Genomic DNA, 19,599 nt, shown 5'->3' on the forward strand with positions numbered 1-19,599 from the left:
AGGAAGTAGAATGGTGCCTCATAACTGGCCGAACGACCTTAAGCTGCTGACTCATTGGTGATCCCTCAATCCTTTATTGTATGCATCCTGGTTTTATCTCTGTCTTTCTTTCCGTCTCAGCTCCCGGAGCCTTACCGTAAGTTTTTTTCTGAGGTCGTTATGGTAGGCGCGGTAATTTTTAATGCTTTTCTCAAGATTCTTTTTATTAAGCAGATATTCTTCGTAGAGATCTCCCAATTCTGAAATCTGCGTAACTACATCGGTAGAACGGCTTTCAGGATCATCTGCTGCTTCGATCAACAGCCGGTAATATTCGATGCGGCTGGTGAGGCTCATATGAAGTTTTGGTTCTATTCCCTGCATGGTTTTAATGTATTTTATGATTAATCTGGTGTTTGATTATGGTGTTGACGAGAAGTGAATTTTCCGGAGATCTTCAGCCTACAAAGACTGTTTTCCAACTGCTGCCGAAGGAACATCGCTCTGATACAAAATTTTCACGCTGCTGCTTCCTGGTTCTTTACCTGCTTTTACAGATCCGCCGTTCAGGGCTGAGGATATCAAAGTTTCCTCCGGATCTCCCAAAGGCAGTAATGGCAGTGATCCATATTCATTGACAGTGATCTGTGGCGAGATTCCATTGCTGTACTCACCCACGCCGTCGGCATTAGCAACTTTATAAACGACAGGATGAATCTGCCACGAAATTTTCCTTGGTTTGCGCCGGTCTTCGATGGTAAACCCAGCCATATCTTTACCCAAAGTAACATCTCCGATCTGAATTACCTGCAAATAAGGTTTGAGATTATTGATAACAATCTCAGCTGCCGACGCCGTACTGTTGGAAGTAAGAACGTACACCTTAGATAATCCTAGCGCATTCATTCTCAGATCAGCAAAATCAAGCGCTTTGGGATCATATTTAATCTGCCGGGCAAAGGTTCTTTTCACTTCACCCCCATTTTTATTGCCTTTGAAGATGATAAATGGAGAATCTGAAGATATCCCTGATGGGATCAGTGTACAGAGAGCGGCTGCAGAGGATACCGATCCGCCATAATTGTATCGGAGGTCAAGGATCAGCTCCTGTACACCTGCCGACTTAAATTCTGCAAACTTCTGATTGAGCACCTGCGTCATACCGTCGGGAAAATCATAGATATAGAGGTATCCTGTTTTTTTTCCGTTTTTGGAAAATATTTTAGACAATACCGGCTGTTCAAAAGAAAATCCGTAGTATACGGTAATCGTCTTTTCGTTTTCAACAGCGCCGTTATTCCAGTTTCCGACAGTGAGTTCCACGCTGGTCTGGTCTTTAATCGCAGATGCCAGCGCTTCCGCATTCGATGCTGTGATCAGTTTACCGTTGATTCTGGTAAGGACCATCCCTCTTTTTAGCCCGGCATTGAATGCCGGAGAGTTTTGGAGCACCAGCTTAACAACGGTAACGACAGTACCGTCTGCACGTTGAACAATGGTATAATCGAAGCCGTACATATTCCTTATGGAACGCGGATATGTAGAAGAATCTTCGGTATTGACGATAAAAGAAAACCGGTCTTTGGGAGCAAGCAGGCTCTTGAAAAAATCTTTTACCGGAAGGTGGTAATCCGGTTTGGCAGGCATCTGATCTGCCCAGTAGTAATATCTTTTCATGCTGTCCTGAACCCATACATTCACAGATTCTGTACTCCCGTCAGGAAAAACAGGTATGTTATCATCATTATTTGTGCATGAGATGAGTAGTATGGTGATGAACACCAGCTGAATCTTAAAAAAATAGGTCATATCTGATCAAAGGTATTCGGTCACATCAATATCTCCTTTAACGGTCCATACTCCGTTTTCTTTTTTTTCCTGGAGAACGATCAGGTTGGCGCCCATATGCTGCTTTATGGTCACCTTAATAGCGGAAGCACCGGCGTACGGTTCCAGAGTTCCCGGCTTGTACAGCTCCAGATAGACAGGCGCCGTTGAGCTGAAGAAGCTGTAGATTTTCACTTCTGAAAAGCTGTCCTTTCCGATGACATCAAATTCTGCGAGAACCATTCCGTTTTCCCGTTTTAAAACGCCTTTTACGTTTTTCAGAGCCGATCCTGAATATTCGCCCAGATTGGGAAAAATAAATTCAAAGCCTACTTTTCCCAGATTCACCTGCGGTTTTACCACGTATGTCTGCAGGAAAATTCCAGGAAGATTAAAGAAATATAGATTTTTATAGTCATCAATATTGTCATAGGTAATGCTGTATTTGGCGATTTCGGCCCCTGTTTCATGATTATATATTCCCAGTTTGTTGGTCTCGCCCTGATCCAGGACAAACTGAAGCTGTGTTTCTATTTTATTGGTGTATGAGGTCTTACCATCAATAGATACCGGCTCTCCGTTGAACCTCAGTTGAAGTCCGTCAGGTTTTGAGTATCCTTTGATATTAACAACTCCGGGTTTCTGTGACCGGTCATACAGCTCCATGCTATTTTGGTCTGTGCATGCAAGGATGAGGGTACAAAACAGTAGTAATGCAAAGATCTTATTCATCTTTCTTATTTCATTTTTAGAAATATTGCCCCACCCGATAAGCAGGGCAATACATAATTATAAAAAAACTAGTTGGATATGTTCTGAATAACCTTCAGGTTACCCATTATTGTATATTAAATTTCATGGTGCTTCTCAATCAGTTTTAAAGGGTACAGCCGTTATTTCTTAATAAACTTCAGCTTTTCTGCAGTTTTCCCGTCTGTAATTTCAGCAACATACATTCCTGATGCAAGACCTGCAATATTGATCCCTCTGGAATACTGAGTGGTCAGTACTTTCTGTCCTGTCGTACTGTAAATGTTGACTATCGTTGTATTTTCTTTCAATGCCGGATTAAGCTGCAGCTGCAATAATTCTTTTACCGGATTTTCTCCTATTTGTGTTAAAACTTTATTTCTCTTTACCTCGTTTGTTCCTAAAAATGACGTCGCGAAAATACCCATTTCATCAATATTGATGTTCTGTATATTATTACCGCTGGATTTTCTGTTGGCCCACATTCCGATGTATATTTTCTTACCTGCGAATGCAGAAAGGTCAACAAGTGATTCTACAAACTGGGTAAGGTCTGCAGGGAAAGGGTTGGCAGAATCTCCTACCTGTATTTTGTAAGGGCTTGGAATATCATTTCCACCGGCATCTACAGTCATTGCCTGAAAATCAGCCAATGCAGGAACCTCTTTCTGAGGAGTACTTACAAAGATGTAAAGATCTCTGGCTACAATGGTATGTGTCGTTCTCTGTCTTCCGATATAGGCTGCTAAAGTAATGGTTCCGGCAGCAGAGGTAAGATCTATCGCGGGAGAAATGATCCAGTCGTTTTCAGCTATAAACCCTGTAGCGCTTCCAGTAGGAACCACGCTGATAGAATGGCGCAGTACTCCGGCAGTTCCGTAAGCCAGAGATGTTCCGTTGTGGTAGATATTCTGTCCCTGTACCCAACCGTTGCCGTTGTTATTCAGATCATGGAAAGTCCAGTCCTGGAGATCAGCAGGAGTGTCAAAAGAATTACCCCACACCATAGTCTGCGCTGCAGCAAAGTGAGATAAGAAAAGAACAGATGATAAAATTATTTTTTTCATAGCACTGATTATTAAAATTTTTGAATAATAAAAGCAAGGAAACAGCAGATGCCGTTTCCTGCTTTTTAAAGTTTTTTATTCTACAATGGAAAAATTGTATTTCGTCCAAAGTCCCTGGAAGTTTCCACAGTTTCTTGGCGATACATTCCAGCTTCCTTCGTTGAAGAACGGCTGGTTCATCCCCCAAAGTGATGCAGGAGTACCCGTCAATAGGTTGGCTGCAGGAATTCCTGCTGTACCTGTACCGGTAACCGAAGTATTGAATCCATGAATCTTGATCGTGTTGTACGTTGAAGCTGAAGAAAGTTCAGAACCTGTTCCTTCCACTTTGATTCCTACAGGATATCCTGTAACCACAGCATTGTTTAGTGTCAATCTTCCGTGTCTTCTGATGTGGATTCCGTTTTCATACAAAGCCCCTTTCGCTGTGTTTTTAGCACCAATAATGGTAAGGTTGTTGATCACAGGGTGTGTTAGCAATGATGTAGAAGAACCGTCTGCGTTGTTATCAAGCTCTATACCGTTAGAGTCCGGGCTTGATCCACTAAGACTGTGTGTAGAATTGTAATCTGCCAACGCCAATGCGCAGGTAATAGTTCCTGTGTATCCGTTATCGAAATCAAAATTATCATCATCCGCTGCAAAAGAAACCAGGTTGGAAGCATTTACGGTTCCCCCGAAGAATTCGAAAGAATCGTCTTTACCGAAAGATACCTGAATGTGATCCAAAGTAGTTCCGTTTCCTACTCCTCCTAAAGTAAGACCATTGATTTCGTTTCCTGAGTTGGGAGCCAAAAGATCATATCCGGCAAACTCGATACGTACATATTTCAATGTTCCCCCGTTGTGAGAAGCATTGGTACCTCCGTAATAGAAATCAGGACCTGTTAATCCCTCTACAGTTTTTGTAGATGGAGTGTTGGTAGGAGCATCTCCCAAGATAATAACCCCTCCGAAATCACCGGGAGCTGCAGTCGTATCCTCATTACCGTCAAGCAATTTGTAGCTTGTGAAAATGATTGGCTGTGCTTCTGTACCTGCTGCATTGATTTTTCCTGTCTTAGAAATTACCAAAACTCCGGTAGCGGTATTGCTGGTGTTTGGTTTTGCTTTAATGAAAGTCCCCGGTTGGATCGTTAAAGTAGCGCCGTTCTTTACGGTTACAATTCCATCTAATTCTACTACTCCACTCCATGTAGTATTGGAGGTAATAGCACCGCTTACGCTGGTTACAGGAAGAGCCGAAGCGGTAAGGTATTCAGCAGAAGTAGGCTTCATTTCGAATGGAGATGATGAATCTGCCAGGTGATCGTTTTGACAAGCTGTAAGAGATAATGCTGCCACTGCAATTAGAGTTAGTCTTTTCATTTGTTATAATTTTTAGTGAATCCGGCCGTGTTATTTTTTGGGGCCTGATCAGTTTTTTAATATTCAGGAATATCTGCCTCTATCCCTTCGATTTGGTTTTTTAATAGTCTTCCATCGCCACAGGAGGAGCTGCATTGCGGAAGTTCCCATAAGAGCCGTTAATACCCGGGAAAAGCTATTAACGTCCGGTTTTTTCTGAACCGTTACTGATGGGCGCCATATCAGTACTTTTCCGATTCATGATCAGGTTTCCGAAACCTGTAGAGGTCTATCTATTGAGAATTCTTTCTTATATCACGATCTCCGGAAACCTTTTCTAAAAGGTATAATTCACACTTACACTGAACATTCTTCCACTGTAAGCCCGGAACATAATTTTGTCAATATTTTTATCATATCTGTCTGTTGCTCCCGGAAGAAGCTCCCAGCCTTCTCTTTCTGTCCCTACTGTACTTCCCGGCCCATCTTTGGCGGCGAGGTATGAATTGAAGTTGTTATAGTATTCTTTTACTCTATTGAAGAGATTCCGCACATTGAATTTCAATTCAAAATTTTTGTTGCGGAGGAATTTATAGGAAATCTGGGCATCTGCTACCGCATAAGGGCGCTGGATCTCCTCTCCTTTATAGGCGTATCCTACGGTGATGTACTGATCCCCTTTGGCATTGTACAAAAAGCTTAATCCCAGCCGGTCACCGTCGTAGATCAGCCCGAGGTTATACGCATAAGGAGTCTGTCCGTACAGTGGCCGCTTTACCTCATAGGTTTCGTCATGATCTCCTGTTTTATAAAGGTCTCTGAAAGCCACTACTTTCGTATGGTTATAGGTGAAATTCCCGCTTACGAACAGTTTTTCCAGGAAAGGAGACTCCGCGATAAAGGCTAAATTCTTTCTGACCTCGGCTTCTACACCGATCAGTTTTGCATTTTTGGAGTTCCCATTATACAGATACAGATTTCCTTCACTGGAAATATGTCCTTCCCGCTCAATAGGCCGGTCTATATTTTTGTAATACAGCCCTGCTGAGAATATTTCTCCCAGTCCGGGAAACCATTCAAATTTAAAATCATAATTGTTAATCACTGAGGAGGTCATTTCCGTATTATAGATCAATCCGTTAGCAATAGGATCAAAATAAGGCAGCCCCGTTCTTTCATTAAACTGCGGTCTGATCACCGATTTGTTGTAGGCAAGCCTAAGGTTCATTTTATTGGTAGGGCTGTATGTAAAATTCACAGACGGCATCCATTGCCAAGGCTTTTCCTCTATTGTTGTCCGGGTAATATATTTTGAATCTGCGGGATCCAGCTGCTGGGAAATCATATCGTACTTGAAGTATTCTGCACGAAGTCCCCAGACGAGCCTTAATTTGTTTTTCCAGCGGTTGTCAAACATGATATAAACCGCATGCTGATTCACTTCTCCTTCGTACTTGTCATTTTTATAAAGTCCTTTGGTTTCCCATCCAATACCACCCGGAACATAATGAGATCCATTAAACCAATCGGCAAGAGAACCATACATCGTCAAATAATTCTTCTCGCTATTGGGAACGTCCCGGTTTTCATCCACCCGAAGAAAAAACTTCTGCTGTTGATTGGTATTGGTTTTTATGGTTCCTGCATAGCCTGTCTTAAGGCTATTCTTAAAACTTCCGGCATCCATATCCCATTTGAAAGAAGCTCCATAATTGTAATCTGTTTCTTTGTTTTCTATATATCCCCTGTAGAAATCCGCTCCGGAATTGTAAATCTTATGAAAGGCCAGAATTTCATTTCCGATAAAATCATACCGGGTGATGTATTGCGTATAATCCTTGGTATCCGATGCTACTCCCGTACGGGCTGCAAACCAGCTGACCTCCGTATTTCCTATTTTATGATTTCCCTCCAGTTTGTTCTGAAGAAGGGACTGAAAAACGGGATAATTGATATTATCAGTGTACGGGCGGTCCAAGTTTTGAATCTGCGAAGGATCATTATTGGGAATAATCCCATGATAAAAATAATTATAGGCTAACTCTGCATTGGACGCCATTCCGCTGCCGGTGGTATATTCATTCCAGCCTGTTACCCTGGTGAGGGTATTATCAAAAATATGGGTATAGGAATTACGGAATGACACCCTGTTTTTTCCCCACTGCAAACCGAAATTCAGCATTCCTGCAAGCGTAGAATTATAATTGTAGGAACCTCCACTGTTTTTGAAATTATAAAACGGAATCTGTCCGTTGGCATCAGGCATTCCTGTCGTATCCAGCCAGTTTCCTCTCCCCGTATGATCTATATCCAGTTTATTCTGTTCATTTCTCAGGATCAATGCTCCGGCAAATCCCCATTTGTTATTATTTTTCAGGGCGTAGGTTCTTCCCAGGGCAAGCTGAAGATTGGATCCCATGTCCCCTCTGGTTCTGTACGTACTGAAGTTGTCATTCGTAAACTGTTTAGACTGCTCAAAAAACCTGGGGTTATTCCAGTCCATGGCTTCCAGCCCTCTGGGAAAATCACGGCTTCCGTCATCATATCCGAAATAATCATACTTCCCCCGCTTCCGGGTCAGGAATTCTTTGAATGCCGTCTGATCATTATAGGATGTTCCTGTACTTATTGTGGTGAAATTCTCATTGGGAATATCTTTGGTCCGTACTTCTACATAACCACCTGCAAAGCTGGCATTCATGTCCGGGGTGGCCGATTTGCTTACAATCACACTTTCTACCATTGCCGTAGGAATGATATCAAAAGAGAAATTCTGGTTATAAGCTTCCGTGCTGGGCAGATTGATTCCGTCCATGGCTGCGGTATTCCAACGCTCACCCATGGAACGTACCACCACATATTTATTATCGATTGTGGTAATTCCCGTTACTCTTTTCAGTGTTCCCCCTACGTCATTATCAGGGGTTTTAGAAATCTGTTCAGCCGAAATACCATCGCTCATCTGTGCTGCTTTCTTCTGTAATGCGAGCAATCCGGCCTGGGTATCTGCTTTACGGGTTGCAGTCACTACAACTTCCTGAATATCTGTTATTTTATCTGAAGCCCGGTTTAAAGCAAATGAAACAGTATTTGTTTCTCTCCCTGTAACGGGGAGCTTTTCTACCCGGAGGGTATTGTATTTAGGTGCCCGTATCGTGAGCTGGTACGTTCCTGATGGAAGATCTAAGGTAAAATCGCCGTTATTATCCGTTACCGCAGTTCTGCCGGCAATATGAACTTCCGCTCCAACGACAGGGCTTCCCACCTCATCAACTATTTTTCCGGAAATACGGCCGTTTCCCGGTGCTGCAGCCTGAGTACCTTCATATTTTATTGAAATAAGATCCCCATGCAGGCGGAATACAACCGGAAGTCTGCCGATGATATCTTTCAGACAGTTATTTACAGAAGTGTTTTCACATTTTACCCCTTTTACCTTCAGCTCCTTAATGTCTACTTGTGAATAGGCCAGCCGCATTCCGGTTTTTCCTGCAAATTCTTCCAATACTTCAATTAACGGTCTGCTGGCAGGCACAGAAAATGATACTTTCTGAACCAGTTCCTGAGCTTCGGCGGCTACCGTAAAAAATAAGGCTGCAATGGTAAAACCACATTTCATACTTTTCATACTTGAGTGTTCTCTTTTTGTTTATAAGGTTATCTGATTATTATTTTTATGTTGGCTATTTCAGGATATAGGTATTTCCTTTTTTCTGTATTTCGAGACCCAAGATAAAGGCCAGCGCTTCGATATTCTCCCCTACGGTTCCCCCTGTAAAATCTGCGGTGATTTTTTTATCTTCTGTTTCCTTCGGGTAGTGAATTTCTGTGCTGTAATTGCTTTCCAGCACTCTGATCACTTCTTTTACAGGCACATCATTAAAGCTTAGTGACAGCAGTTCCGCAATTTTTTTCCCTGAAACCTTGCCCGAAACCAATGAAATGACCGCTGCAGTGTGAGGCACCCCGAAGTTGGTCCATTTCTGATTCGGTTGAAGCACAGAGACAGGAACTCCGGGGGAGGACACAGCCACCTTTCCTTCATAAAGGTCTACGGCCTTTTTCTTCCCGGACTGCGAAATTTTAAATATGGTTCCCAGCACCTTAGTGCTGAACCCTTCTGCATGAACAATGAAAGGGTGTTTCTTTGATTTAGCGACAGAAAACAGAGCATCTCCCTTTAAGTCCACTACCCTGGTAGACCCGGGAAAAGATTTTGCTACAGTAAGTTCCGCTCCGGGAAGTAAGGTAACGGTAGACCCATCCTTCAGGTGAACTATTCGGTCCCCGGATTCTGCAAGGTAGACATCAGGCCTTATAAATTCCGTGTAGGTAAAAATACCTCCCAGCGATAAAAGCAGAATAATAACAGCTGCTATTTTATATGCATATGTTCTGAAGCCCTTTACAGCTTTTCCGGATACAATGGCTGACGCCTTCCAATACGATTCAAGTTCCAATAAAACCTTTTCTCTGGATTCTTTCAGATGAACTTCATCCAGCTCCTTTTCTGCATGGATCTTCCATTTTTGTAAAAGCTCATTTTCTTTTTCAGAGATTGGACCTTCGGAAACTTCCCGTTCCCAAAGTCTGAAAACAAAGGCTTCCCTATTTTTATATGACATACGTTTCATAGCGTCTTTCATGATATTCACTGATACTTCTATCTATAAGACAGTGAAAATGAAAAACTTCCCCGGAGGATTCTTAATATTCTATTCACATACCCAACATTTTGCGTCGCACTTTCAACCTTTTTTACAATTACTAAACATTACATTCATATTTATGTGCTGTTTTGAAGAAATATTTAACCTTAGTATAACCAAAGTTCACAAAAAGTTAATTTTCCTTTAGGTAATTTTGCTGCAACAATATGAGCGCAACAGACCATACCTTATTAAAGAAAATAAAATCAGGCGACCGTCCTGCATTTATGCTGCTGTATGACCGATACTGGGATTGTCTTTACCGTTTTGTATTTATACGGACCAAGGATAAAGAAATTTCAGAGGAGATCCTGCAAAACCTGTGGATGAAGATCCTGGAACATACAGACTCCATACAAACCGATAATTCAGAAAGTGCAAAAGGCTATCTTCTCCGGCATCTTCATTACCGGATTATCGACTGCTATAACAGTTATAAAAAAGCTCCACCCACATTACGCATCGATGAGTTTGATATTCCCGTGGAACTTGATATGGCAGATACAGATTATTTTGAAATACTGGAGGATCATGAGATTTCAGATTTGCTGTCGATGATTGATAAGGTCGTAGGAAATCTTCCTACTACAGAGCAACAGGTTTATGATATGAGAATCCGGAAGAATATGTCAGTTAATGAAACCGCAGAAGCGTTGGGAATAAGTAATAAAACGGTAAGCAATAAGCTAAGTAAAGCGCTGGGTGAAATCCGGGAACAGCTGAATCCGGAATATACCTCTTCGAAAAAGCTGGTTTCAATTCTATTGCTGATGGAGATCCTGACGAGATAGAGACTTCAGGATTAAACAATAATGAAATTACAGCCTATACATTACCGGCTGATTTTATAGACGCAGCGTTGACCGCCGGAAATAATATGATCTATTCTTTCTACGGTATAATCTTTACCGATGAGGGACTGGAAATTTGATAATTCGGCCCGACAGAACCCTTGACATTCAATGGCTGCCGCACAGATGGGGCAATGGTTTTCGATCAAGTAATAGTCGTTTCCTTCTTTTTTCCATTCGGCCATATATCCCTCCTGGCTGCGGGCCTCAGCTAAAACCTCCAGACGCTCTTCAAGAGATTCCGTATTGGAAATTGCCTTTTCGTAACGGTCGTGGGTATTCTTTTCCCGGTCGCTGATCAATAAATTCAACGCATTTTCGCCCAATAGATTTTTGACCGACTTCAGCAGCTGCACCGTTACCTCGGCATGGGTATCCGGGAATTGTGCAAAGCCCTTTTCAGTCAGGATATAGTAAGTAGACGGACGGCCCACCCCTTCGCTTTTTACAACAGGCTGGATCAATCCCTCGTGGGCAAGATTCAATAAATGCTTTCTCGCTCCCTCTTTGGTGATGGACAGTTCTTCAGAGATAAGAAGCGAAGTGGCTTCTCCTCTCATCTTTAAAAACATCAGAATGCGATCTGCTGCCGACTTCTTCATTTGACAATATTTAGGTTGTTTTATTTTTCAACAACAAATATAGTCATTTTCTATAATGTTTGTAATTACTTATTATATCAATCACTTACAACAAGTTTGATTGAATCTGACTAAAAATAATAAAACAACTATTAAGTTGTTTTATTTAAATATATTGTTACCTTTGCGATACAATAATCAAAAAAATAAACAGAATGAAACCATTTACATTACCTCAGCTTGCGTATGCGTATGATGCATTATCTCCTTTTATTGATAAAGAAACAATGACCATTCACCACCAGCGTCATCATCAGGCTTATATAGATAATCTGAATACGGCCCTGGAACAGACTGCTGAAACCAATCCTGATCTGGATTCCCTACTACAACGGGTAAGTGAATACAGTCCGGCAGTTAGAAATAACGGTGGCGGTCATTATAATCATTCATTATTCTGGGAAATTCTTTCTCCGCAACCCAAACTTCAGCCTGAAGGCAAGCTTAATGACGCTATTATATCTACTTTTGGAGGCCTTGAAGAATTAAAAGCCGAGATGAAAAAGACGGGCCTTGCGCAGTTCGGATCCGGATGGGTATGGCTGTACGTAAAATTCAATGGTTCCGTTGCAGTAAGCTCCACGCCCAACCAGGATAATCCAATGATGGATATCCTTTCTATGAACAGAGGCTTTCCTATTCTTGGTATTGATGTATGGGAACATGCTTATTACCTGAATTATCAGAATAAAAGAGCAGATTATCTTGATGCATTCTGGTCTGTCCTAGACTGGTCTTCTGTAGAGAAAAAATATGAGGAAGCTCTTGCCAAAGTAAGATCATAAACCAGCGTTTCAGCACCTAAATATTGCAACAAATGGACTCTCAAACTTTCGTCAACAAAGCTGCCGCTTCAGGAATTATAGCTTTTGACCTGTCAGATTATAAACCGACTACAGACATTGTAGAGCTGGATATCAAAGATCATCTTTTTATGGGCATGATCGTTAAAGAGAAAGAATTTAAAGAATCAATTGCCGCTACAGACTTTTCTGTGTATCATGAAAAAGCGGTCGGCATCGTATGCTCTACAGAAGCCATCATTCCTCCCTGGGCTTATATGCTGCTCATGGAAAAGCTATCACCATATGCCGTTTACACCGATTTGAATGATGCCCGAACGGTTCTTTTGGATCTGTGGAAAAGACGCCTCACCTATGCTGATCTGAAACATTATAAAGATCAGAAAGTAGTGGTTAGGGCAAAAGCAGAGCATGATCCGACACTGTACTTATTGGCAACGGGGCTTCTGAAACCTTTGGTAAAAAGCCTGATGTATGGTGAGATTGGACTTCCCAAAGTAATTTTCAAAAAATAAAACAGTATGAAAGCGATCATCTTCAATGGATCTCTGGAAAGACGAACCGAGTCTACTTCAGGATATATTTCCCGTTACTTTGCAGAGCATCTGGAAAAGCTCGGGATCAGGACTGATATTTTTACCCTTGCAGATTCCGGCATCCCTTTATTTGATGTCACCCTTACCAAAACACCGTTGGCGGTAGAACGCATGACGCAGATGTTTACGGATGCCGACCTCCATATCTGGCTGGCTCCTCTTTATCATGGAAGCATTCCCGGAGTCATGAAAAACTGCCTCGACTGGCTTGAGGTAACCGCCAACAGATATGAGCCTTACCTTACTGATAAAACAGTCGGTATGGTTTGCTGGGCAGACGGTTTACAGGCCATGCAGGGAATCAATGCGATGGATGCCATTGCCAAATCATTACGCGCATGGCCTGTCCCCTTTAGTGTTCCTATTGCACGGCCTTCCCTGTTCAATATCAACAGCACAACAGAAATTTCATCATTCTATGCTGATAAGTTTGATAAGCTTATCAGTATTGCAACCACGAAAAAAATTGAAAAAACGATAATAAATCACTCATAACATGATAGAAACAGATATACTGATCATTGGCGCCGGCCCTGCAGGGTTGTTTACGGTATTTGAAGCCGGCCTTCTCAAAATGCGCTGCCATATTATAGATGCACTGCCACAGATGGGAGGCCAGTTGTCAGAATTATATCCCAAGAAACCCATTTTTGATATTCCCGGATTCCCCAGTGTTCTTGCGGGTGAACTTGTTGATAATCTTTACGAACAGGTTAAACAGTTTGAACCGGGCTTTACTTTCAATGAAACCGCCATTCATTTGCTTAAGCTGGAGGAAAACCTTTTTGAAGTCATTACAGATAAAGGAACAAAACACAGGGCCAAAGCAGTCATCATTGCCGGAGGACTGGGAAGTTTTGAACCCAAAAAACCACCTATTGAGAATATTGGAGACTATGAAGACAAAGGAGTCAATTACTTTGTGAAACATCCTGAAGATTATGCCGGAAAACGTATTGTCATAGCAGGCGGCGGTGATTCTGCACTGGACTGGACAATACATCTTGCCGAAATTGCCTCTTCCCTCACCCTGATTCACAGACGGAATGAATTCCGGGGAGCTCTGGATTCGGTTGAAAAAGTGAAAAAGCTAAAACATGAAGGTAAGATCAGCCTGATAACACCGGCCGAAGTTATCGGACTAAGCGGGGATACTCATCTCAGTGGGATTGTTGTAGAAAAAGAAGGGCTAATTCAGACCATCGAAGCCGACCACTTCATTCCTCTGTTCGGATTGGTACCCAAACTGGGCCCCTTGTCAGACTGGGGTCTTGAGCTGGAGAAAAATGCGATAAAAGTAGATAACAGTACAGATTTTCAAACGAATATCTCAGGGGTTTATGCTGTAGGTGATATCAATACGTATCCTTATAAGATGAAACTTATTCTTTGTGGCTTCCACGAAGCTGCCATTGCCTGCCAGAGTATCTACCAAAGACTGAATCCCAATAAGAAATTTGTTTTAAAATATACGACGGTCAGCGGTATTGAAGGTTTCGACGGGTCCAGAAAACAGGCAGAAAAGCAAGTTGTAGCCACCATTGACTGATTCGCATGAAAGATGAAATTACAATCACAGTAACGGATCAGAATGGTGATGAGCATATCCTGATCTGCCCCGTGGACATGGGACTGACTTTAAAGGATATCTGCAAAGCTTATGATCTTCCAATGGAAGCGATGTGTGGTGGAATGGCTATGTGTGCCACCTGCCACTGCTTTATCAATGAGGAAACGATTGCACTGCCGGAGAAAGGTGATATAGAGGAAGCACTGCTCTCTGAACTGTTCAATTCCGACGCCACCAGCAGGTTAGCCTGCCAGATCTACCTGACCGCCCAGATGGATGGGCTTTCTGTAAGAATAGCAGGTCATTAGCAGGTCAAAATAAAAGTTTGCACAGTTTATGATATCTATAAATTGTTGAAACTGCTTTAATTAAGTTTGGTAGGGATTTCTTCAACATGTTGTTTTTAGAAATCCCTTTTTTAAAACCCTCTAAAAACAAATACTATGGCTATAAAAATAACGGAGGACTGTATCAACTGCGGAGCCTGCGAACCTGAATGCCCCAATTCAGCCATTTATGAAGGAGCCATCGACTGGCGGTGGCAGGACAAGACAAAGCTTACAGGAAAAGTAACTTTTCCTGACGGCACTGAAGTAAATGCGGATGCATTCAATGAAGCGATGTCGGATGAAGTATACTATATTGTTTCCGGAAAATGTACGGAATGCAAAGGATTCCATGAAGAACCGCAGTGTAAGGCCGTATGTCCTGTAGACTGCTGCGTAGACGATCCGGATCATCGTGAAACCGATGAAACCCTGTTTGCCCGGCAGAAGTTTCTACACACTTAAGTTATAATGATACTGTCTTTTGAACACATACATATTCCATTGCAAGTAGATATGGTGTGGGCAAGACTATTTCAAATTTTTTCTTTTTTATATTTAAATGAACATAGCAAAATAGTAACAGAGAGACCGTCTTAAAAGACAGTCTCTCATTTATTTCATCACCATTCTTGGATTTCAGCTTATTTTTTCTTTGATCTCGTTGTAGATTTTCAGCGTAAAAGGAGTCTCAATACCAAGTGCTTTGCCATAGGCTATTATGGCTCCCGCAAAAAGTTCCAGTTCATTGTCCTTTTTTCGCGAATGAATATCCAGCTGAAGCGATGTTGGCGTTTCAAAAGGAAATGTAGAAGCTTTCTGGAACGTTTTCCCGATGATATCTTCCTCTATCTTAATTCCTTTTTTATGGGCAATCTTCTGTATTTCTTCCATAATTCCTGAGGCTTCGTGCTTTTGCCGCTCATCAGTGCATACAGTACCCATCGATGAATTGTGCTTTGCGGTGACCAGACCAAAGCTTGCAATAAAGAAAAACTTGGTCCAGATATCTGATAATGAATTGTCTTTAAAGTCAAAATCTATAGCACTTTCTTTCAGGACCTCCATTATCCAGTCAACATCGGCAGAAAAATGTTGCGGGTCTCTTCCTATAATCATTTTCCCTGCCTTTCCCTTGTGTTCTACCACCCCTTTCTCTTTAATGTGAGAAGCCACATAAATACAGGTCGGAAGCACCACATGATCAGGGATTATTTTGCGGATTCTGTCATAGATATCTGCACCGTTCATCATCGGAAGCAGCACAGTATCTTTCTGAATCACCGGTGCCAGTTGTCTGCACACATTTTCAAGATCATATTCCTTTACACAAATCAGAACCAGATCAGGTCGTTGTATACTGCTGATGTTTTTCTCAAGGATATCGGGATGAGTTGTGTGAGCCTCATGTTCCGGAGAAAGCAAAATCAATCCGTTTTCTTTTACTCTGTCATAGGTTTCGCCTCTGGCTATAAAAGAAATTGTGTATTTCGCTGAAGCTTCATTAGCCTGGCTTATTTTAAATCCAAAATATCCGCCTACACCGCCCAGTCCTACTACTGCAATATGTTTCTTATTCATGACTAATTTTTTCAGCAAAGATCAGGGACAACCTTCAAAGTATCACTTGACAAATGAAAAGAAATTACAGTTTATGGATATCTCTTCTGATTCTGCTCAGGGAACTGTCTTTAATTCCCATATAAGAAGCTATAATCTTTAATGAAACATGCTGAAAAATATCCGGGTCTTTCTTCATCAGATTAGAATACCGCGTGGAAGCTTTCTGACTTGCCATTTCTATGAGCCTGTCGTGAATATTGTAATAGTTAAGAACAAACAACAGCCGACTAAATTCTCTGAATTCAGGAATCGTATGGAAGTTATGCTGTACATTATCTAATCCTGTTTCCCAGAAAAAACAGTCGGTAATGGTCTGGTATATTTCTTTGGTAGGCTGCTGTCTGAAAAACGATAGAAAATCATTGACAAAGCAGGGCGCAGCATAAATATTGGTGGTGATCTCCTCATTATCTTCATTCAGAATGTAGGAACGGACATACCCTTTTTCCAGAAAATAGGTTTTGGTACTGATCGTATTCTGATCCAATACCACAGCATTCGCCTTCAGCTCAAAAGAAGTGAAGGTTTCTGTGATCTTTTCGACAACCTCATCCTGAATGGTAAACAGGGAGTGAAAATAAGTATTGATTGAAGTTTTATCCATTGAAATAATCTGATGCCAACGAATATGTATGATTCGCCAAACAGCAAAATTAATTTTTTAAGCTTCACTTAAAACAAAAAAGCACAATATCATTGACCAGGAGTAAGAATCCTGAATCACGACCGGCATCACTAAGAGTTTTCCCGGGTTAGTTTTACCGCCTTTGTTGCCATAAAAGTTGGCAGATACCGATCTATTAAAAATCTTGGGTTTGGCTGCATTTCCTCTGTATAATCTTCAATCAGGAAACCGGCACGCAGCTGACCGCCAATCAGATCTGAAAGACTGTGCCCGAAAACTAGAGCTTCCCTGTTTTCAAGCTTCCTGTCGATCTGCTGCTGATCCAGATCTTTGAGATCAGCATACGGCAAAGTATATCTGGGCCGGATAATTCCTTCTTCTATATCTTTTGGATTTCTATCCGCCACAAATACAACAGGATTAAAAAAGCTGGCCAATAAAACGCCTCCTTTTTTTAAGACTCTGTAAGCCTCCTTCCAAACGGGGTTTACATTTTCTACATAATGATTAGAAATAGGATGAAATACGATATCAAAAGATTCATCTTCAAAAATGCTCAGATCCGTCATATCACCCTGAACGGTCTTCAGAAGCAATCCATCACGTTCTGCTACCCACTCATCCTGTTTCAGCTGTTCCTCAGAGATATCAAAAACAACCACTGAAGCACCTGCTGCTGCCAATACAGGAGCCTGTTGACCCCCTGCAGAGGCAAGGCATAAAATATTTTTGCCCTGTATGTCACCCAGCCATTCTTTATTGAGGGGTTTTGGAGTAAGGTGCACTTCCCATATTCCTTTTCTGGCATCATCAATAAGCTCTGTACTTACGGCCTTGGACCATTCATTCTGCTCCAGCGCCTGTTTGTTCCAGGCAGACTGATTATGATGTAAAAAATCTATTTCTTGATTCTGCATATTCTGTTCTTTTCATTTTCGCATTATAAAACCAATTACAATGCATCATACAGATCAAATATAAGGACTTTATCCATGTATTGAAGTACTTTTCGTTCTGAAAAACAGGATTATTGATTGTTTTATCTTTTTTTATTGTTTGTAAAGACCTAAACCGCAAACAATCATTATTTAAACACTATGATTGTCAATACATTAAATCAACCAACACTTATTAAGAAACAAAATATTGTCCGCCTTATTTGTATTTCTGGCTGGGAAAAGCTTTGGGTATCTACTGCTTTACAGGCCTACTCTTCAGAAACCAGTTCATCATAGGTAACCGGATCAGCAATTTCCTGATATTGCTCCCATTCTGCTTCCAGTTGTTTATTGGTTTTCATTTCTTCATTAAGCTTGACGGTTTCGCGATATTGCTTTGCTTCAGCTGTAAGTGTCCACTTACAGCTTATCCCCATGGAATCAATATAATTTCTGATGTCATGAATATTCAATTTGAAAAACTCTTTTCGAGGATTGATTTTGTTTAGCTGGCTTTTCAAAAACTTTCTGTGCAGTTGTTTTTCTAAGGCGGGAGCATCTTCAGAATAGATCATTGCATGAACATCAAATTCAAATGGTACGCTTGCGTCACCCAATTCCCGAACGCGGTCCAGGGGTTCTAAACGTCTTGTCATACCGATTTTATAAACATCTTCTCCAAACGACCCGATATTGGAGATGACATAGACATTTCCGGTTCTGGTCTGCTGTGCCATAGATAATGCCCGTTGATTTTTCTCCTCAGCCTGCTCTAGTTTTTGCTGTAATTCTTCCAGCTTATGCTGAAGCAACATTTTTTGTTCCTCATTCGCTCTTGCCACCTGTGCTTCCGCTTTTTCTATCAATCTTTTTAAGATCTGTTCTTCCTTTTCCGCTTCTTTTATAGCTTTTTCATAGTCTTTTCTTGCTCTCTCTTCTTCACGGATCTGCTCCCGGATCTGTCTTTGTTCCTCCTGTTCCTGCCACTTCAGTTCCTGAGCAACAACAGCCCACTTAAGCTCTTCCAGTCTTGCACTGTGATATATTTCAGAAATTCGCGCGTTCCTGAAAGCCTGTCCATTAAAATTAACAAGCTGGAAAGCATCGTCCATTTTTTGCTTCAATATTCCGAAGTTGTCTTTTTTTACATAGGACAAAATAGAATCCACTTTTCCGTTATAAGCGTCAATTACAAAATCAATCGCCGTATTTCTTCTTGCTTCATCCATATAATCACAGATTCCAGCCTGCCTATTTATAATCAGCAGCTTATTGTTCTGACGTAGTTTTTTAAGGCTTTCCCCGGCTTCTTTATGTCCAAAATCTTCTGCAAGCTCATCCAATAAAGTGTATGTCGGAACTAAATATTCGTTACCATATCCTTTAATTACATTTTTCATAGCCTTTATTCTGTCTGCAATCTGATCTGCTTCCCTCAGGCTTCGATAGGCATCACCTCCAATTGATTCGGCCCTCACTTCTGCATTGCCTACAATTCGCCCGGCCTCATTCACTGCACTTTCATACAGCAGTTCTATTTCCCTGGATTTTTTCTCAGTCAGTTCTTTGATATTCCTACGGATTTCCCTTGCTTCTCCCTGGGCATCTGCCAGTTCCTGCTCCCCTTTTATACGCAATTTTATGTTGTCCTTCTCCGCTTTTTTCAGCAGATATTCACACTCCACTTTAACATCAATGATATCCTGATATTTTCGCAAAGCATCATTATGACTCATTACTTCTGCAATCTTCTTGCTTAAGGTGATTTTATCTGCCTGCAATCCTGTAAGCTCAGTTTTCAGCAGATTATTCTCTTCATGCAGTATTGCAATCTTTTTGTCCTTTTGTAGTAATTCCTTTTTTAATTGTCTTGATTTATTGAAGGCATAAATCATTAAAAAAAGCAGGACCATGATCAGTAAAATTTCCATAGTAGATGTGGGATTA

The 19,599-nt window shown here is 41.4% G+C and carries 19 protein-coding genes; 7 read left to right on the forward strand and 12 right to left on the reverse strand.

The window, feature by feature from the left end; genetic code table 11:
- Window positions 1-93 precede the first annotated feature (93 nt).
- The 7 genes from DRF67_RS10350 to DRF67_RS10380 all read right to left on the reverse strand — a co-directional run bounded on the left by DRF67_RS10350 (window position 94) and on the right by DRF67_RS10380 (window position 9,595).
- Window positions 94-363: a hypothetical protein gene (locus DRF67_RS10350; RefSeq protein ID WP_115928232.1), complete on the reverse strand. Its 270-nt coding sequence runs from the start codon at window positions 361-363 to the stop codon at window positions 94-96.
- A gap of 78 nt (window positions 364-441) precedes the next feature.
- Window positions 442-1,788, reverse strand: coding sequence for a S41 family peptidase (locus DRF67_RS10355; protein WP_115928233.1), 1,347 nt, complete (start codon window positions 1,786-1,788; stop codon window positions 442-444).
- Window positions 1,789-1,794: 6 nt separating this feature from the next.
- A complete protein-coding gene (locus DRF67_RS10360) occupies window positions 1,795-2,538 on the reverse strand; it encodes a hypothetical protein (RefSeq protein ID WP_228435780.1) in 744 nt (247 codons plus the stop codon).
- Window positions 2,539-2,699: 161 nt separating this feature from the next.
- Window positions 2,700-3,623, reverse strand: coding sequence for a T9SS-dependent choice-of-anchor J family protein (locus DRF67_RS10365; RefSeq protein WP_115928235.1), 924 nt, complete (start codon window positions 3,621-3,623; stop codon window positions 2,700-2,702).
- A 75-nt stretch (window positions 3,624-3,698) separates the two neighbouring features.
- Window positions 3,699-4,991, reverse strand: coding sequence for a hypothetical protein (locus DRF67_RS10370; protein WP_115928236.1), 1,293 nt, complete (start codon window positions 4,989-4,991; stop codon window positions 3,699-3,701).
- 316 nt (window positions 4,992-5,307) lie between these two features.
- The gene (locus DRF67_RS10375) at window positions 5,308-8,598 is read right to left on the reverse strand and encodes a TonB-dependent receptor (RefSeq protein ID WP_115928237.1); all 3,291 of its coding nucleotides are present in this window, start codon (window positions 8,596-8,598) and stop codon (window positions 5,308-5,310) included.
- 55 nt (window positions 8,599-8,653) lie between these two features.
- The gene (locus DRF67_RS10380; protein WP_228435781.1) at window positions 8,654-9,595 is read right to left on the reverse strand and encodes a FecR family protein; all 942 of its coding nucleotides are present in this window, start codon (window positions 9,593-9,595) and stop codon (window positions 8,654-8,656) included.
- A gap of 251 nt (window positions 9,596-9,846) precedes the next feature.
- On the opposite strand from DRF67_RS10380, the gene DRF67_RS10390 reads away from it, so the two are divergent.
- Window positions 9,847-10,470 (forward strand): RNA polymerase sigma factor, encoded by a 624-nt coding sequence (locus DRF67_RS10390; protein WP_115928240.1) that lies wholly within the window; start codon window positions 9,847-9,849, stop codon window positions 10,468-10,470.
- A 41-nt stretch (window positions 10,471-10,511) separates the two neighbouring features.
- Here DRF67_RS10390 and DRF67_RS10395 read toward each other — a convergent pair whose 3' ends face one another.
- Window positions 10,512-11,132: a helix-turn-helix transcriptional regulator gene (locus tag DRF67_RS10395; RefSeq protein ID WP_115928241.1), complete on the reverse strand. Its 621-nt coding sequence runs from the start codon at window positions 11,130-11,132 to the stop codon at window positions 10,512-10,514.
- A 194-nt stretch (window positions 11,133-11,326) separates the two neighbouring features.
- On the opposite strand from DRF67_RS10395, the gene DRF67_RS10400 reads away from it, so the two are divergent.
- The 6 genes from DRF67_RS10400 (at window position 11,327) to DRF67_RS10425 (ending at window position 14,931) form a co-directional block, all read left to right on the forward strand.
- Entirely contained in the window at window positions 11,327-11,956 is a 630-nt protein-coding gene (locus tag DRF67_RS10400; RefSeq protein ID WP_115928242.1) for a superoxide dismutase, read from the forward strand.
- A 32-nt stretch (window positions 11,957-11,988) separates the two neighbouring features.
- Window positions 11,989-12,489: a DUF2480 family protein gene (locus DRF67_RS10405; RefSeq protein ID WP_115928243.1), complete on the forward strand. Its 501-nt coding sequence runs from the start codon at window positions 11,989-11,991 to the stop codon at window positions 12,487-12,489.
- A gap of 6 nt (window positions 12,490-12,495) precedes the next feature.
- On the forward strand, window positions 12,496-13,065 hold the full coding sequence (locus DRF67_RS10410) for an NADPH-dependent FMN reductase (RefSeq protein ID WP_115928244.1): 570 nt from the start codon (window positions 12,496-12,498) through the stop codon (window positions 13,063-13,065).
- A gap of 1 nt (window position 13,066) precedes the next feature.
- Window positions 13,067-14,119, forward strand: coding sequence for an NAD(P)/FAD-dependent oxidoreductase (locus DRF67_RS10415; RefSeq protein WP_115928245.1), 1,053 nt, complete (start codon window positions 13,067-13,069; stop codon window positions 14,117-14,119).
- A 5-nt stretch (window positions 14,120-14,124) separates the two neighbouring features.
- Window positions 14,125-14,448 carry a 2Fe-2S iron-sulfur cluster-binding protein gene (locus DRF67_RS10420; RefSeq protein WP_115928246.1) on the forward strand — a complete coding sequence of 108 codons (324 nt, stop codon included), beginning with the start codon at window positions 14,125-14,127 and terminating at the stop codon, window positions 14,446-14,448.
- Window positions 14,449-14,583: 135 nt separating this feature from the next.
- Window positions 14,584-14,931: a 4Fe-4S dicluster domain-containing protein gene (locus tag DRF67_RS10425; RefSeq protein WP_115928247.1), complete on the forward strand. Its 348-nt coding sequence runs from the start codon at window positions 14,584-14,586 to the stop codon at window positions 14,929-14,931.
- Between the two features lie 174 nt (window positions 14,932-15,105).
- Here the strand turns inward: DRF67_RS10425 and DRF67_RS10430 are convergent, their stop codons facing one another.
- From DRF67_RS10430 to DRF67_RS10445, 4 genes are all read right to left on the reverse strand, one after another.
- Window positions 15,106-16,047, reverse strand: a complete 942-nt coding sequence (locus DRF67_RS10430; RefSeq protein ID WP_115928248.1) for a ketopantoate reductase family protein — start codon at window positions 16,045-16,047, stop codon at window positions 15,106-15,108.
- 64 nt (window positions 16,048-16,111) lie between these two features.
- Window positions 16,112-16,693 carry a Crp/Fnr family transcriptional regulator gene (locus DRF67_RS10435; RefSeq protein ID WP_115928249.1) on the reverse strand — a complete coding sequence of 194 codons (582 nt, stop codon included), beginning with the start codon at window positions 16,691-16,693 and terminating at the stop codon, window positions 16,112-16,114.
- Between the two features lie 131 nt (window positions 16,694-16,824).
- Window positions 16,825-17,631 (reverse strand): class I SAM-dependent methyltransferase, encoded by an 807-nt coding sequence (locus DRF67_RS10440; protein ID WP_115928250.1) that lies wholly within the window; start codon window positions 17,629-17,631, stop codon window positions 16,825-16,827.
- Between the two features lie 290 nt (window positions 17,632-17,921).
- Window positions 17,922-19,583, reverse strand: coding sequence for a GIY-YIG nuclease family protein (locus DRF67_RS10445; RefSeq protein WP_115928251.1), 1,662 nt, complete (start codon window positions 19,581-19,583; stop codon window positions 17,922-17,924).
- Window positions 19,584-19,599 lie beyond the last annotated feature (16 nt).

Origin of the sequence: Chryseobacterium pennipullorum, assembly GCF_003384725.1 — a bacterium.
GTDB lineage: Bacteria > Bacteroidota > Bacteroidia > Flavobacteriales > Weeksellaceae > Chryseobacterium > Chryseobacterium pennipullorum.